General features: G+C 39.3%; 9 protein-coding genes. 4 read left to right on the plus strand and 5 right to left on the minus strand.

The window, feature by feature from the left end:
• Positions 1–9: 9 nt before the first annotated feature.
• Positions 10–2,301: a prolyl oligopeptidase family serine peptidase gene (locus tag ACJVDK_RS02540; RefSeq protein ID WP_443938716.1), complete on the plus strand. Its 2,292-nt coding sequence runs from the start codon at positions 10–12 to the stop codon at positions 2,299–2,301.
• 58 nt (positions 2,302–2,359) lie between these two features.
• Positions 2,360–5,896 (plus strand): family 43 glycosylhydrolase, encoded by a 3,537-nt coding sequence (locus ACJVDK_RS02545; RefSeq protein WP_443938717.1) that lies wholly within the window; start codon positions 2,360–2,362, stop codon positions 5,894–5,896.
• Between the two features lie 72 nt (positions 5,897–5,968).
• On the opposite strand, the gene ACJVDK_RS02550 is transcribed toward ACJVDK_RS02545, so the two are convergent.
• Positions 5,969–6,877, minus strand: coding sequence for a glycoside hydrolase (locus tag ACJVDK_RS02550; RefSeq protein ID WP_443938718.1), 909 nt, complete (start codon positions 6,875–6,877; stop codon positions 5,969–5,971).
• A 32-nt stretch (positions 6,878–6,909) separates the two neighbouring features.
• Positions 6,910–8,337, minus strand: coding sequence for a POT family MFS transporter (locus ACJVDK_RS02555; RefSeq protein WP_443938719.1), 1,428 nt, complete (start codon positions 8,335–8,337; stop codon positions 6,910–6,912).
• A gap of 160 nt (positions 8,338–8,497) precedes the next feature.
• Between ACJVDK_RS02555 and ACJVDK_RS02560 the strand changes: the two genes are divergently transcribed.
• Positions 8,498–9,895, plus strand: a complete 1,398-nt coding sequence (locus tag ACJVDK_RS02560; RefSeq protein ID WP_443938720.1) for an aminopeptidase P family protein — start codon at positions 8,498–8,500, stop codon at positions 9,893–9,895.
• Entirely contained in the window at positions 9,864–11,675 is a 1,812-nt protein-coding gene (locus ACJVDK_RS02565) for an aminopeptidase P family protein (RefSeq protein WP_443938721.1), read from the plus strand. The genes ACJVDK_RS02560 and ACJVDK_RS02565 overlap by 32 nt, the downstream gene beginning before the upstream one ends.
• Before the next feature lie 47 nt (positions 11,676–11,722).
• Here ACJVDK_RS02565 and ACJVDK_RS02570 read toward each other — a convergent pair whose 3' ends face one another.
• From ACJVDK_RS02570 to ACJVDK_RS02580, 3 genes are all read right to left on the minus strand, one after another.
• On the minus strand, positions 11,723–13,051 hold the full coding sequence (locus ACJVDK_RS02570) for a DUF6055 domain-containing protein (RefSeq protein WP_443938722.1): 1,329 nt from the start codon (positions 13,049–13,051) through the stop codon (positions 11,723–11,725).
• A gap of 156 nt (positions 13,052–13,207) precedes the next feature.
• Complete coding sequence (locus ACJVDK_RS02575) at positions 13,208–14,161, minus strand: hypothetical protein (RefSeq protein ID WP_443938723.1); 954 nt, start codon at positions 14,159–14,161, stop codon at positions 13,208–13,210.
• A gap of 23 nt (positions 14,162–14,184) precedes the next feature.
• Positions 14,185–14,853, minus strand: a complete 669-nt coding sequence (locus tag ACJVDK_RS02580) for a hypothetical protein (RefSeq protein WP_443938724.1) — start codon at positions 14,851–14,853, stop codon at positions 14,185–14,187.

A 14,853-nucleotide genomic window follows, 5' to 3' on the forward strand; every position in this document is an offset into this window, starting at 1 on the left:
ATAGTCATGATGAAAATGAATTCCTTGTGTGCACGTACAATCCTCTTTACTTTTTTCGCAATAGGCTGTCTAAACGCAAAAGCACAAATGGTTCCGTATGCGCCATCTGCTGCAGATATTACGCAAGCCTATCAGCGCGCCAATACCTTAGATACCGTATTAAGAAATATCCCAACAAATAATGAGATTCTTCCCATTTGGAGAAAGGATGGAACAGCTTTTTGGTATAAGAAAAATTTGCCAAATAAAAACTGGGAATATATGTATGTGGATGTTAAATCAGGAAAACGTACATCGGCTTTTGATGCCAATAAATTGGCCGTAGCATTGGAGAAAGCTACTGGAGAGAAGCAAATGCCGATGCGTTTGCAATTCACTAATTTATACTTTACAGATCAACATAATCTGATACTAAAGGTTCAAAAAAAGTGGCTTCAGGTAAATCTTAGTACCTATCAGGTTTCAAACACGCAAGACAGTATTTCATTTCAATACAATGCCAGACGCCCCTTGCAGCAGAAACACTCTCGTTGGGCGTGGATACGTTCAGATGCACAATCGCCTGATGGCAAAAACGAAATTCAGATTAAAGGGGGGAATTTAACGGTGGTAAATTTAGATACGAAAGCGGAGACCGTATTGACGACCGATGGATCTGCTGATCATGCATATGGCAATTTTCAATGGTCGCCTGATGGCAAAAATATCGTAGCCTACAAAATCTTTCCCAAAGAAACCAAAAAGGTTCATTATGTGTTGAGCGCTGTTCCGGGTACAACAAGAGGCGTGCTAAAGTCGCGTGAATACGCCCAACCGGGAGACGAGTTTACCAGTTATCAACCTTATGTATTCAACCTTGCCAATAAAACAGCTGTCAAAGTTGATGTAGAAGCTACGGATTTCTTTGGACCTCAGCCCTTGCATTGGAGAAATAATGATAACCGCTATTTTACCTACGAAAAAGTAGATAGAGGTCACCAACGTTTTAGAGTAATTGAAGTGGATGTGCAGACGGGGAAAATTAGAAATATCATCGACGAAAAGACCAAGACTTTTATTTACGAGAGCCGAATTTACACGCACTATTTGTCTAAAACAAACGAAATTATTTGGTCAACCGAACAAGACGGTTGGCAACATCTTTATTTGGTAAATGCCTTAACCGGAAAACAACAACTGATTACCAAAGGAAATTGGGTGGTACGTGAGGTCGATAGTGTAGATGTTTCCAAACGTCAGATTTGGTTTCGTGCCAGTGGAGTGAATGCCGGAGAAGATCCTTATTTTATTCATTACTATCGCATTAATTTTGATGGAAAAGGCTTGGTTAATTTAACCCCTGAAATTGGAAATCACACTGTAAGTTTTTCGCCAGATCGTAAGCATTACATCGATACCTATTCGCAGGTAAATATTGCGCCAACAACTAAATTAAAAACAACCGCTACCGCCAAAGAGATCAGCAAAATTGAGGAAGGAAACGTAGCCGCATTTGTGAGCACTGGCGTAAAATTACCCGAAGTGTTTGTAGCAAAGGGCAGAGATGGTAAAACCGATATTTGGGGCGTTGTGTGCTTTCCGTCGACGATGGATACAAACAAAACGTATCCAATTATTGAAAATATTTATGCCGGACCACAAGACAGTTTTGTACCCAAGAGTTTTCTTCCCGCGAGTGAGATGCAGAGCTTGGCAGAATTAGGTTTTGTGGTTGTTCAAATAGATGGAATGGGTACGGCAAACCGATCGAAAGCTTTCCACGATGTTTGTTGGCAAAATCTGGCCGATGCGGGTTTTTCAGATAGAATTTTATGGATGAAAGCCATGGCAAAAAAATATCCCAATGCCGATACAACCAAAGTAGGGGTGTATGGTACTTCTGCCGGCGGACAAAATTCTACCGGTGCATTGCTTTTTCATCCCGAGTTTTATAAAGCTGCGGTTTCGGCTTGTGGTTGTCACGATAATCGAATTGATAAACAATGGTGGAATGAACAATGGATGGGATATCCCGTGGGACCACATTATGCCGATCAATCCAATATTACCAACGCGGCAAAACTTCAAGGAGATTTATTTTTAATTGTAGGCGAAGCCGATGAAAATGTTCCACCAGAATCTACTTATCGCCTTGCCGATGCACTTATTAAAGCCAATAAAAACTTTGATATTTTAAGTATTCCGGGTATGGGGCATAGCGATGGAGGCGTTTATGGACGAAGAAGAAAAAGAGATTTCTTTATCAAGAATCTTTTAAATGCGGAGGCTCCAAATGCAAACACGCTAAGCCTAACAAAATAAGTACATAAAACGGATCAATTGCTTCAGGATTTTCCAAGTGATTGATAAATATTTAGATATGAAAAACAGTAATAAAATTTTAAGTGTCTTGTTGTTTCTTTTTGTTTGTTCATTTCAAGCCATCAAAGCACAATCTCATGTAAGTAAAGGACAAGGAAATCCAATTATTCCGGGATATTTCGCCGATCCAACCGTTAAAAAGTTTGGCGATACGTATTACATCTACGCAACTACCGATGGGAATGGAGGTGGTTTTGGTCCTTCGCAAGTATGGACTTCGAAAGATTTTGTGAATTGGACCATGCAAGACATGAACTGGCCAACTACGCATCATTATTGGGCACCCGATGCAACTTTAGGGCCTGATGGGAAGTACTATCTTTATTACTGTCAGCCAGTAGAAATCTTTGGAGCCTCTTCAACCAGTCCGGTAGGGCCTTGGACTTCCTTGTTAGCACCAGGGAAACCAATCGTGTCTAACTTTATGGTTCCCAATGTAATTACGCTTGATGGGCAAACGTTTAAGGATGACGACGGTAAATATTATATGTATTGCGGTACCTGGGGCATTTATCCAAACCACGGTTGTGGCGTGGGTTTGCTAAACCCAGATATGAAATCGTTTTCAAAATTGGCACAGATCCCCAATACGGATGCAAAGGATTTTTTTGAAGCGCCTTTTGTTTTTAAAAGAAAGGGAATTTATTACCTGACGTATTCATCTGGCTATTGCGAAGACGGAACGTATCGCGTGCAATACGCAACCGCTACAAACCCTATGGGGCCTTTTAAATATGCAAAGGAGAATCCTATTTTGGCAACCAATGTAGATGGTACTGTTCACGGCCCGGGTCATCAATCCGTTTTGCAACAAGGAGATGATTTTTATCTAATTTATCATCGACATAATAATCCGCACAACGATGGCGGATATCATAGACAAGTTGCTGCCGATAAAATAATCTTTGATGAGAATGGAGCTATTTTAAAGCTAGTGCCCACGCATACCGGAGTAGGCTTTTTAGCCAAAAATGTAAATCCTCATGTAAATTTAGCACTTGGAAAGAAGGTACTTGCCTCTTCCGAGTACGACCAAGATTTTAAAGCCGAATATGCCGTTGACGATAATAATGGTACTTTATGGAAAGCAAAAAATAATGTCGGATCTGCTTGGATTACCCTCGACTTAGGTAAAGAGCAAACCATTAAAAGTGTACATACCCAATTTGAATACGCTACATGGTATTATCAGTATCAAATAGAATATTCAGTGGATGGTAAAAATTGGCAACTGTATGCCGATAAAAGCAAAAATACCCAACACGGAAGTCCGATGGTTGATTATGGAAATGTGAAAGCACGTTACCTGAAGACCACCATTTTACGTACCGAATATCCGGGTTTAAACAAAGCAATCTGGAACATTAAAGTATTTGATAATGATGCCTATAAACCCTTGACGAACACAGTTGTAAAAAAATGGGAATCATTAGAATCATTCGAATCCATAGGTTTGTTGGTCGACTTAAAATTAGATAGTTTAAGGATTGGTTCAGTAGTATCGAACATTGCCAATACCGGGAAATTAGGTGGCGTGTTTAGTGCAGATGGAGGAAATAAACCCGTGGTTTCGATGATTGAAGGTAAAAAAGCCTTGATTTTATCGGGGGCTGAACGTTTTACATCGTCTAAAGAAAGCCCGAAATCTTTAATGGGAAACAGTAGCTACAGTGTTAGTATGTGGGTGCTAAATCCTGATATTGATAAGGAAGAAACAATTGTATCCTGGACAGAAAGGGGAGGTGTTAATTTAAGCAATGTAGCCATTGGTTATGGTTCTGGAAAGGCTGCTGGAGCAACCACTCATTTAGGCTGGGCAGATTTGGGGTATAAGAACCTACCAAAAGCCAATGAATGGCATCTTATCACCTTCGTTTTTGATGGAACCATGGAACGTATTTATGTAGATGGAACATTAGACAGAGCTGAAAGAAGAATGCTTTTCGTGAATAACCTAAAGAATTTTCTGCTCGGTGGAAATGAAGATGGGACTGGCGGTTTCTCAGGCGCTTTGGCTTCCTTAAAAATATACGATATTCCACTTACTGAAGAAGAGATTAAAACAAGTTATCTAAAAGGAATTAATACAAACACGGTGCTATATGCGGATGCTAAAAATCTGAAGGATGGCAAAGTTGAAAGCTGGAGAAATGAAGGAACCGCTTTGGAGACATTAATTGCTAAAGGAAATGCACAACTACAAGATGTTCAAGGTAAAATAGCCGTTTTGCTAAATGAAGACGGGGAAATTCTATTAGACAATGAACTAATGAAGAGCCAGCAATTTTCGAAATCGTTTACAGCCATCTTCTCCCTACTATCAACCGCAGGTTCAAAAACCAAAGTATCTTTTGGACCAAACAACCCAACCATTGAAATTATGGGAGATGGAAAATGGCAGCAGGTAATTTGTTCGAACAATGAAGGAAAGTTGACTGTATTTGTGAATGGTAAACAGCTCGAAAAAGCCGTTTTGCATACTAAACAAATAGAGCCTAATACGCTTATAGCACACATTAAAAAAGGGGGGAGCTATACGGCCATATCTTCCATTTATGTCTATAATTCGAGTTTTGACAGTGCTGCCGTTTTGGAGGAATTTAATTTTTGGAAAGAAACCTTGAATACACAAACCGCACCTGCGTCCTTTTCGTTAACTCCTACGGCCATTTCACCAAGCATGGTGTATATGGAGGCAAATAAGCCTAGCTTGCCGGGTTCTCAGTATGAATATTTATTTAGTAGAAGCAAAGAAGGTTTTGCTGCAAATTGGAGTCGGTCTGCTAATTTTATTGATTTTTCTGTATTACCACAGAACGAATATACATACAACGTAAAAGTTAGGGATAATTTTGGGAATGTTTCCGAAATTTCGGAACCCTTTAAGCTGCGTACCGATACCACATTGTTTGTCATCAAAAAACAATCGGGGCAGGCTCAATCTACCCATGTTACTAAAGATGCTTTACAAGGAACGTGCTGGGATGGTTTTACAGGGACTGCAGACACCGTATCGCAACAGGCTGGTGTGTTAAAAATGATTTCCCACAACACGCTGTGGGATGGTTCGCCAACTACAGGACCTTTTGCATATTTTAATGTAAAAGGAGATTTCGTAGCAGAAGTAATGGTAGAAGATATGATAGGCTTGAAACAGAGAAAAGCCTATGGTGCAAATGAAGTGGGGATTTTGGTAAAGTCTGCCCAGCAAAATGCGAAGCTGGTTCAAAACGGTATTATGCCAGGATGGGGGGTGGGCAACATTGTGACCAATTTAAACAATCGCGGTCGAAGACAATCGAACAACATGTCTGGTTGGAACTTTTACAGGTATTTACAAATTCAGAAAATCGGGAATACATTTTTTTTAAGAGGAAGTAAGGATGGTAGAGATTGGAAAAATCTTCCTGGTAGCCCAATACAAAGAGATGATTTGGAAAAGGATAGTTTGCAGGTTGGTGTCTATCACGCTACCTATGGCGATGCAGCTGGTTATGGTACTTTTAGCAATTTTAAACTGATTCAAAAACGCTAGTTTTCAGTAAGTTTAGTTTCAAAGAACTGGTTTAATGAGTGATTTAATTACTCATTAAACCAGTTTTAGTATTTAACGCTTTCCGTAGGGAATGTTCTTTCCGTAATAAACATCTCCGGGAATGTGGTGCCCCGGATACACTTGAGCAAGAATGTTGTATAAAGCAGGGTCGTAGGCTTTTAAATCATCGGGGCTTTGTAAGCGGGTGCTTCCATCCATAAATTCAAAGTTTGACCAAAACCACCACTGACTTCCTTCTGCCCAATATTCTGCAACGGTGTTAATCGCATATTGATCTTTATAAAGCCCTTTTTCTTTGGCGGCATCATAGGCTACCTGAATTTGATTGTAAAGCGCTGGGTCGGCATGGCGTAAAGCAGACATCACATTGTGACTCCATTCGTGAACCAAAATGTTTTCACCGTAATATTTAGTGCCCGGAATGCCTAAGATGTTTTCTTCTGCACACGATGTTTGAATACCGCCCATTCCTCTGGCACGTTGATTCCAATAGCCTTTGTCCGTCATACTGGCTATTCCTCCGGGTTTGTTGTAGTTTTCTCTTTCTGCTGGTGTGAGTCTTTTATCAGTGATAGTAGGTTTCTTCCAGTCGCTGTATTCCGGTAAATCGGTTTGCATTTCTGTCCAAGCCATAATAGACAAACGCGCTTTCATGCCAATCATCGTTCTGCGAATATCCGGGCGTTTAAGTAACATATAATTGATTACATCGCGTGCAACCAATAAAGCGGTATTCGATACTTTTGCCGATGAAACGACCGGAATGCCAAAAGCATCGGTGTATTTTTCATAAAATTTAGGGTAATGCAACGAGTCGGGTGGAGTAGTAATCATGTACTGCTCAAAGGTAGAAACCAAGGCTTTTGGTGTCGGTTTTTCTTGTGCACAAAGGCTGCTTGTAGCCAAGCTTGCAGCAAATGCCATTGCTGAAGAATAAAGCTGAAAATTGTTTTTGATCATTTGAATATGGAATGCTTGAAAAGATACTTTTTTTAGTTTTGAGCGCCTAACACCATCTCACGTACTTTAATTCGTGGCGAAACAAAAAGATATACCACAATAAAGAAACATAAAAGCCCAATAAAGAACCAATAGTAATCGGCACCTTTAAATTGAGCAAAGAAACCACCGTTCGCTATACTTCGATTTACCAATGCAGTAAATAAGTTCCCAAGAGCGGTGGTTAGTAACCAAATGGCAATCATGGTACTTTTCATGGATTTACTTGCTTGTGTATAGGCATACTCCAAGCCGGTAATGGATACCAACACTTCTGCTGCGGCTAAAATTGCATAGGCCAGAATTTGCCACCAAATACTTGGCTGCTTACCCAAATCAATTTGCGTTTGAATAACTGCAATAATTACAAAAGACAGCGCCAGTAAAATTAAACCAGCACCAATTCTTCTTAAAGGAGTTGTTTTTAATCCTCTGGCATCTAAAAAAGGATAAAGCCAATAGTTGAAAATGGGGATAAAAACCAATAAAAAAAATGGATTAACGGTTTGAATTTGTTCGGGAAGGAGATTTATACCTAAAATATGCCTATCCATTTTGGTCGCTTGCAACACCCATTCCGATAAATTTTGATCCCACAAGGCCCAAAAAATTGGAATAAATGCAAATACAGCCAACACATTGTAAACCGACTTTACATCTTCTACTTTTTGAGGATCGAACTTATCTTTAGCCACATCCAACAAGGATTCGTTTTTCTTTTTGGCTTTGAAATTTAAGAGCGCATACACTGAAATAAACACAAAATTATTCTTGTTTACACCAGAAGGCGGAACGTTTACATAGGTTTTTCTACCCATAAAAAACACAATGGTGGCAATAGCCATCAGTATTCCTGGAATTCCAAATGCCCATTTTGGTCCAAATCGATCGTAAATAAGCGGGATCAAAATAGTGGATAAAACAGAACCTGCATTAATGCTAAAATAAAACCAGCCATATACTTTCGACATAAGGTGTTTATTATGCGCGCTGAACTGATCACCTAAATTTGCTGAAACACATGATTTTATCCCTCCGGCACCAATGGCAATTAAAATTAAGCCGTAGGTGAATTTTTGTAAGTCGTTCTCAAATAAGGCTAAACATAAATGGCCAAAGCAATACACAAGAGATACATAGAGAATCACTTTATATTTTCCAAAGAACCAATCAGCCATTAATCCTCCAATAAAAGGTAAGGCATACGCTAGCGATACAAAAAAGTGGGTGGTTTCATTTGCTTTGGCCTCGGCAGTCGCTTGTAATGCAGGATTTAACCCAGGATTAAAGAAGTGAAAAACCAAAAATGTGGCCAAAATCGACCTCATTCCATAAAAGCTGAATCTCTCAGCTCCTTCGTTGGCAATTATATAACCAATACTTTTAGGATATTCATTTATTTTAACGTCTGTTTTCTGCATCTTATAAAGTTGAGGTAAATCCTTTGATCATTCTTTACTTATTTTCACTCTATGCTACTATATCTTATCCAGTTGCCAATTATCGTGCTTAAAACTACCGCATATTTATGGTAAATGTTATTTTTGATGGATCTATTATTCATTTAAAATAAAATAAAGGATGTTCAATACGCAAGTCTATGTTGAAAGAAGAGCTGCACTCGCTCGAAAATTGAAAAAAGGTGTACTTCTTTTTTTTGGAAATGAAGAAAGTCCGATGAATTATGCCGATAACACATATCACTTTAGACAAGACAGTACTTTTTTATATTATTTTGGGATTTCGCATCCCGGTTTAGCTGCTCTAATTGATATTGATGAAAATCGCGCGGTTATTTTTGGTGATGAAATGAGTATTGACGACATTGTTTGGATGGGCAGACAGCAGACGCTTTTGGATAAAGCAAGTTTGGTGGGCATTCAAAAAGTAAATCCTAAAAATCAACTCAGTAATGTCCTTTCCACCGCTCAATCGCAACATAAAACCATTCATTTTTTACCTCCTTATCGCTTTGCGAATAAAATTAAATTAGCCCAGTTGCTGAATGTTGATATCAACAGCTTAAGCCAATTGGCTTCGGTGGCGTTTATAAAAGCAGTTGTTTCACAAAGGGCGATAAAATCGACAGTAGAAATTGATGAAATAGAAAAAGCGGTTAATCATTCCATCGACATGCATTTGCTAGCCATGCAAAAAACGAAGCCTGGAATGAAAGAAGAAGAAATTGCCGCGTTAATTCATGGCGAAGCCCTTAGAACTGGAGGAAACATTGCCTATCCCATTATTTTGACTATTCATGGCGAGATTTTACACAATCATTTTCATGGAAATGTAATGCACGAAGGTCAAATGGTATTAAACGATTCTGGAATGGAAACGGCCTTGGGATATTGCGGCGATTTAACCAGAACTTTTCCAGTTGGTAAAAAATTCGATAACCGTCAACGTGAAGTTTATAGCATTGTACATGAAGCGTTAAAGAAAGGAGAAGCGGTACTTAAACCCGGAAGCCGATTCATAGATGTTCATTTTACAGCCTGTAAGGCACTTGCCGTAGGAATGAAAGAAATGGGGCTAATGAAAGGAGACGTGGACGAAGCGGTTGCTGCCGGTGCACATGCACTTTTCTTTCAATGTGGTACCGGACATATGATGGGGCTCGATGTACACGATATGGAAGATTTAGGCGAGCAATATGTAGGCTATGATGATCATTTGCAAAAGGAAAAGTCGCTATTTGGGTTAAAGTCGCTAAGATTGGGAAAGGCGCTTGAGCCTGGTTATGTACTGACCGTTGAGCCGGGAATTTATATGATTCCAGAATTGATTGATTTATGGAAGGCGGAGAAACGTTTTGAATCCTTTATCAATTATTCAGCAGTAGAAAAATTTAAAGATTTTACTGGCATAAGGCTCGAAAATAATTATGTCATCACCCCTAATGGTTATCAATTATTAGGGAAGCCATTAGCGATTGATATTGCCGATGTGGAAGAAATTAGAAACAACGCTTATTAAATTTACAATGACTTATCAGGATAAATTGAATGCCATTCGGGCAAAGATGGTCGAAGAAGGTATTGTCGCATACATTATTCCTTCTTCAGATCCACACATGAGTGAATATGTACCTCAGCGCTACAAATGTATTGAGTTTGCATCCGGTTTTACCGGTTCTGCTGGAACATTGGTTATTACAGCCGATTTTGCTGGCCTCTGGGCCGATTTCCGCTACTTTGAACAGGCTACTGAACAGTTGAACGGTACTGGATATGAACTGGTGAAATTGAAGGTTCAACACACGCCGGAGTATATAGAATGGCTTGATGCAAAACTTCCTACAGGCTCTCAAATAGGATTTGATTATCAGCTAATGTCTATGCTGTTAGGACAGGAAATTGAAAGCGGGTTGGCTTCAAAACAAATTTTATGTAGAGATTTAGATTTACTAGATAGCATTTGGGAAAATAGACCTGAATTACCAAAAGAACCCGTTTTATTGCTTCCTGAGGCAGATTGCGGACAATCTTTTGCGCAGAAATTAGCAGACGTAAGAGCAGCATTGCTTCAAGAAAAAGCCGATGTTCATGTTCTGTCCAGTTTAGATGATTTGGCTTGGCTTTTTAACATCAGAGGGATGGATGTAAGTTATAACCCGGTGGTACTTTGTTACGCCCTGATCAGCCATACAGACACCACTTTGTATATGGACGAATCTAAATTATCAAGCACCGATTTTAAAATAGTATCCGAACGCGGGATAACCATTAAAGCATATGATGCTATCCATGCAGCTATTGCAGGCTTAAAAAAATGTACCGTATTGCTGGATGGAAAACGAACCTGTTATGCCTTTTTTAAACAGTTACCTTCAGCGGTTGCATGTGTTTCCCTGAGCAATCCTTCTGTGCACTTAAAATCTATTAAGAATAGCACGGAGATTAAAAATACAAAGCGCTCGATGGTTCAAGACGGACTTGCATTAACACGCTTTTTTAAATGGCTTGAAGAACATATCGGTAAAATAAAAATAACCGAAATATCAGCTTCTGAAAAAATTAAGGCATACCGTGAGATGGGTGAAAATTTTGCCGGTTTAAGTTTCGCATCCATTGCAGGTTATGGGCCACACGCCGCTTTACCGCACTATTGCCCAAATGAACAAAGCGATATAGAACTACAAGCAAAAGGACTTTTTCTATTAGATTCCGGCGGTCATTATTTTTACGGCACAACCGATATTACCCGAACCGTTCCTTTGGGGCCAACTACAGAAGAGGAGAGACGCGATTACACCCTAGTTTTATCAGCTATGATATTTGGTTCAAATGCAAAATTTCCACAGGGAACACGCGGTTATCAGATTGATGGAATTGTTCGCCAGCAATTGTGGCAACAAGGAATTAACTATGGCCATGGAACCGGGCATGGCGTAGGGTATTACCTCAATGTACATGAAGGTCCGCAAAATATTGGTCCTTCAAATGCAGCCGTTGCCGTTGAACCAGGAATGATTACTTCTGTTGAACCGGGGATATACAGGCCCGGAAAGCATGGGGTGAGAATCGAGAATTTGGTGCTTACAGTGCCTTCGGTTAGCACTGAATTTGGAACGTTTTTACAGTTTGAAACAATAACTCTGGCTTACATTGATACCACGCTTGTTCTGAAGGAATTGTTATTGCCAACGCAAATAGAATGGCTAAACTCCTATAATGAAATGGTATACGAACAATTAAAACCTCATTTAACTGCAGAGGAAGCTTTATGGCTTTCCGAAAAATGTAAAGCGATATAAATTAGTAAATGTAGGTATCCTCTTTAAAAAAGAGAATACCTACACGTTTATTTGGCTAATGAAGTGCCTGTTAATTTTATTTGATAAGGCCATTGTTCATCGTTGTCGTCTTTTCCATCGGTAAGATGTTCCCAGTGGGTGCTAGGCGCACCACTAACAATCAACCAAAGGTAGTCTGTATCTTTTGGAATGGTAAATTTAACACTGCTTTCATTGGCAGCATTTATTTTGCCATATACACGTTCACCATCTTTTTTAACGGCTAAAAAACTGTATCGCCAGCCGGCAAATTCCGTATTAATCTTTCTAAAACCCGTGGCACCCGCAATCCCTTTAAACTGTAGTTTAACGTGGTTTCCTGCATTAGGTACCTTTAGTTGGATGCCATTGTAACCATAATTTTGAGGGCAATTGCTAGGTTTTATCTGCAGCCAACCATCTGTTAACGAATCCAAATCTGTATGATGTTGGTTTGCGTATGATTTTGTTGCTTTGCGAGCCTGATCCAAATCCCATGTTATAAATTTAGTCGCAGCCTGATGCATTTCATCATTGAATTTTTCCTGATTGGTATGGGTTATTCGCTTATAAGCCATTACCGGATCTTCACCTTGTTTTGCATTTTGCCATAGTTTTCCCACAAATGTAATCCCATGTTTATTTGTCCAATATTCTAAAACGTAAGGAGAGTGATATTGATTGGTTTCATGTAAGAAAGCATAATGTGTTTTTTTGAGGTAATCTTTAAGATGATAATTTTCAAAGGTCATCCAATCCGGATAAACGTGCCATAGCATAAATTGAGAGGTCATTTCAAAAATAGACTGTCCTCTGCTGCCCTTTGCGGCTGAAGTAAATCCCCAGGCTCCGTCAGCATTGACCAAATATTGAAAAGAATGGCCAATTTCATGCGCCAAAGCACCAAAAGGAGCATTTTTTATGCGGGCAATAGGCGTCCAGGCGATTCCGATTTTTTTCTCGTCGCCACCGCCATAAGCTGTGTTATCCTTTCCTTGGTAAACATAAATTAGCAATTTGTATTTATCCGTTACCGAATTTCCTTTCTTCACAAAATGTAAGGTATCCACATAAAAATTGTAAAAACGATCACATTCCTTTATAACCTCAGCGAAGTCAAGTCTAACGGCAGGATCGGGGTTTTTAGTAATGTCATCTCCAAACGCCTTAGACCAAAAAATGGCGATATTATCGGATTGAATCATTCTTTTATAACTGTATTCACTCTCGTTGTTGTTGTAATCATTTCCGTCGGGTACCATCCAAACTTTGGGAGGAAGATAGAGTTCTTTTTTTGGGAGGGTTGTATCTTGACTGTGGGCGTAATTACACCAGGATAGTAGTAAGAGAAAAGCCACGCTTAGCCTCCTTTGGTAAACATGTGAGTGCAATTTTTTTGGTTCGGCAACGAATTTCATACAGGAGAAGTAGGGTGTTTAAGACGGGGTAGATTGAAATATAAGAAAACCCAGAATCGTTTTTAGGACGATCTGGGTTCTAGAGAATTAACCGAATTAAGGTTTTTTAGTAATGTTAGGTATTTTAATGGTAACGGTATAGGTGCCCGCTGAAAGGGCTTTGAATCCAAAGAAAACGGGGTTAACATTTCTATTTTCTACCGTAAATCTCGCGGGAATTCTATAGTAATTTCCGGTTCCGTTTGCTCCATCTTTAATCGGGAAGCCATTCGGGAGGTCTATAAATTCCCATTCCATAGCAGTGCTGGTTCTAACCAACGGAAAATAGGGATTCATTTGAGCAAAATTACCTCTATCGCCTCTGGTAACAATTTGTCCGTCCAGAGGGTTAAAGGCCGTTCCGTTCTTGTCTAAAAACACAAATCTAATTTTGTTTACTCCGTTGTTCTCATAGGTAATGGTTACAGGGAGGGGACTTTGCGCACTAAAACCGGTTTCTGCGGTTGCATCAGATGTTGTAAAAAATGGTCCAGCATCGAGTGCATAATGCGCTTTGGGTAATAATTGTATTTTACAGGCATTTAGAATTTCTCGGCTACCTTTAATGTTGGTTACTTGTACATCAATTACATAATTCCCAGTTGCTACGTTTGCCGTTGCTTGCGATAACGATATTCTACCACCAATTTCGCTCACCTCTAAGGGAAGTGCTGGTTTAAGTACAATTTTTTTATTGACAAGTTCTACCGTAGAATCGGCGCTGGTTATTTGACCCAAAAATTGTTTAATGGTAAACTCTTTTAACATATCGGGGGCCGGCTGGCCGGTATCCATATTTCTAACGGCTAGTAACTTTACTTTAACAGGGCCGGTGGTGCCATCAAGTTCAATGGCTTTTGAGTTTACCACGTTACCTTGTGTAGCTATAAGCGGATTCGGACTGTAATACATGTAATCGCTTATAAAGCCCTTATCTATTTTTTTGCAACCAACTAAAATGCCCACGAATGCAAGAACAGATAGGGATGAAAGGACGAATATTTTTTTCATGATTGTTTCTGTTACGATTCTTTTTAGAACCTGATGAATGTATGGGTATTACTTAAAACATGTAGCATTCCTCCGGATGAAGGCTCAATTCCAGTTGTTTGACATTGAGCTCTTATATCCACGTTTGGATCATTTGGAACTGCTGTTGAATTTGGTGGATCTAAGCCGCCTCTAACTTTAATGTAGTAGAGATAATAAATAGGGCTGGAAGACCAGGATTCTCCAGGTTTTGGTTGCAATACTTTTTGATACGCCGTTTGGGTATTAGCTGCATTGGCTGCTAAAGTAGGATCAAGTGGCGCAGAGCTTACTTCCACACGTACCTTTGATAAATAAATACGTAGTGAATCGGCTTTTATGTCGTTATACATATCATTTAACGTGTAAGTATTATTCTCATTAATTAATCGTACTGAATCTCTTTTCAATCGGATATATCTATTAATTGAATAATTTGTGGGAGCAAAAAAGGTAGCGGCACCGTTTACTTCATCTTTCATGTTATAATGATCAATAACCATGATGAGTGTATCAAACAGGTGATATTTATGCTGTTTTAAGTATTCGTATGTAGTTAATGGACTTTTTGCTTCACTCAGGCCTCCATCCGTTAAGTAATTACTTTTTTTGCAACTTGAATAATACGCAAGCCCTAGGCTACATATAATTAAATACAAAAGTTTATTTTTCAT

It is taken from the genome of Pedobacter paludisoli (genome assembly GCF_052344095.1).
GTDB lineage: Bacteria > Bacteroidota > Bacteroidia > Sphingobacteriales > Sphingobacteriaceae > Pedobacter.

Coding starts and splice junctions, on each gene's coding strand:
- ACJVDK_RS02540 (WP_443938716.1), top strand. CDS start 10: ATGAAAATGAATTCCTTGTGTGCACGTACAATCCTCTTTACTTTTTTC.
- ACJVDK_RS02545 (WP_443938717.1), top strand. CDS start 2,360: ATGAAAAACAGTAATAAAATTTTAAGTGTCTTGTTGTTTCTTTTTGTT.
- ACJVDK_RS02550 (WP_443938718.1), bottom strand. CDS start 6,877: ATGATCAAAAACAATTTTCAGCTTTATTCTTCAGCAATGGCATTTGCT.
- ACJVDK_RS02555 (WP_443938719.1), bottom strand. CDS start 8,337: ATGCAGAAAACAGACGTTAAAATAAATGAATATCCTAAAAGTATTGGT.
- ACJVDK_RS02560 (WP_443938720.1), top strand. CDS start 8,498: ATGTTCAATACGCAAGTCTATGTTGAAAGAAGAGCTGCACTCGCTCGA.
- ACJVDK_RS02565 (WP_443938721.1), top strand. CDS start 9,864: ATGTGGAAGAAATTAGAAACAACGCTTATTAAATTTACAATGACTTAT.
- ACJVDK_RS02575 (WP_443938723.1), bottom strand. CDS start 14,161: ATGAAAAAAATATTCGTCCTTTCATCCCTATCTGTTCTTGCATTCGTG.
- ACJVDK_RS02580 (WP_443938724.1), bottom strand. CDS start 14,853: ATGAAAAATAAACTTTTGTATTTAATTATATGTAGCCTAGGGCTTGCG.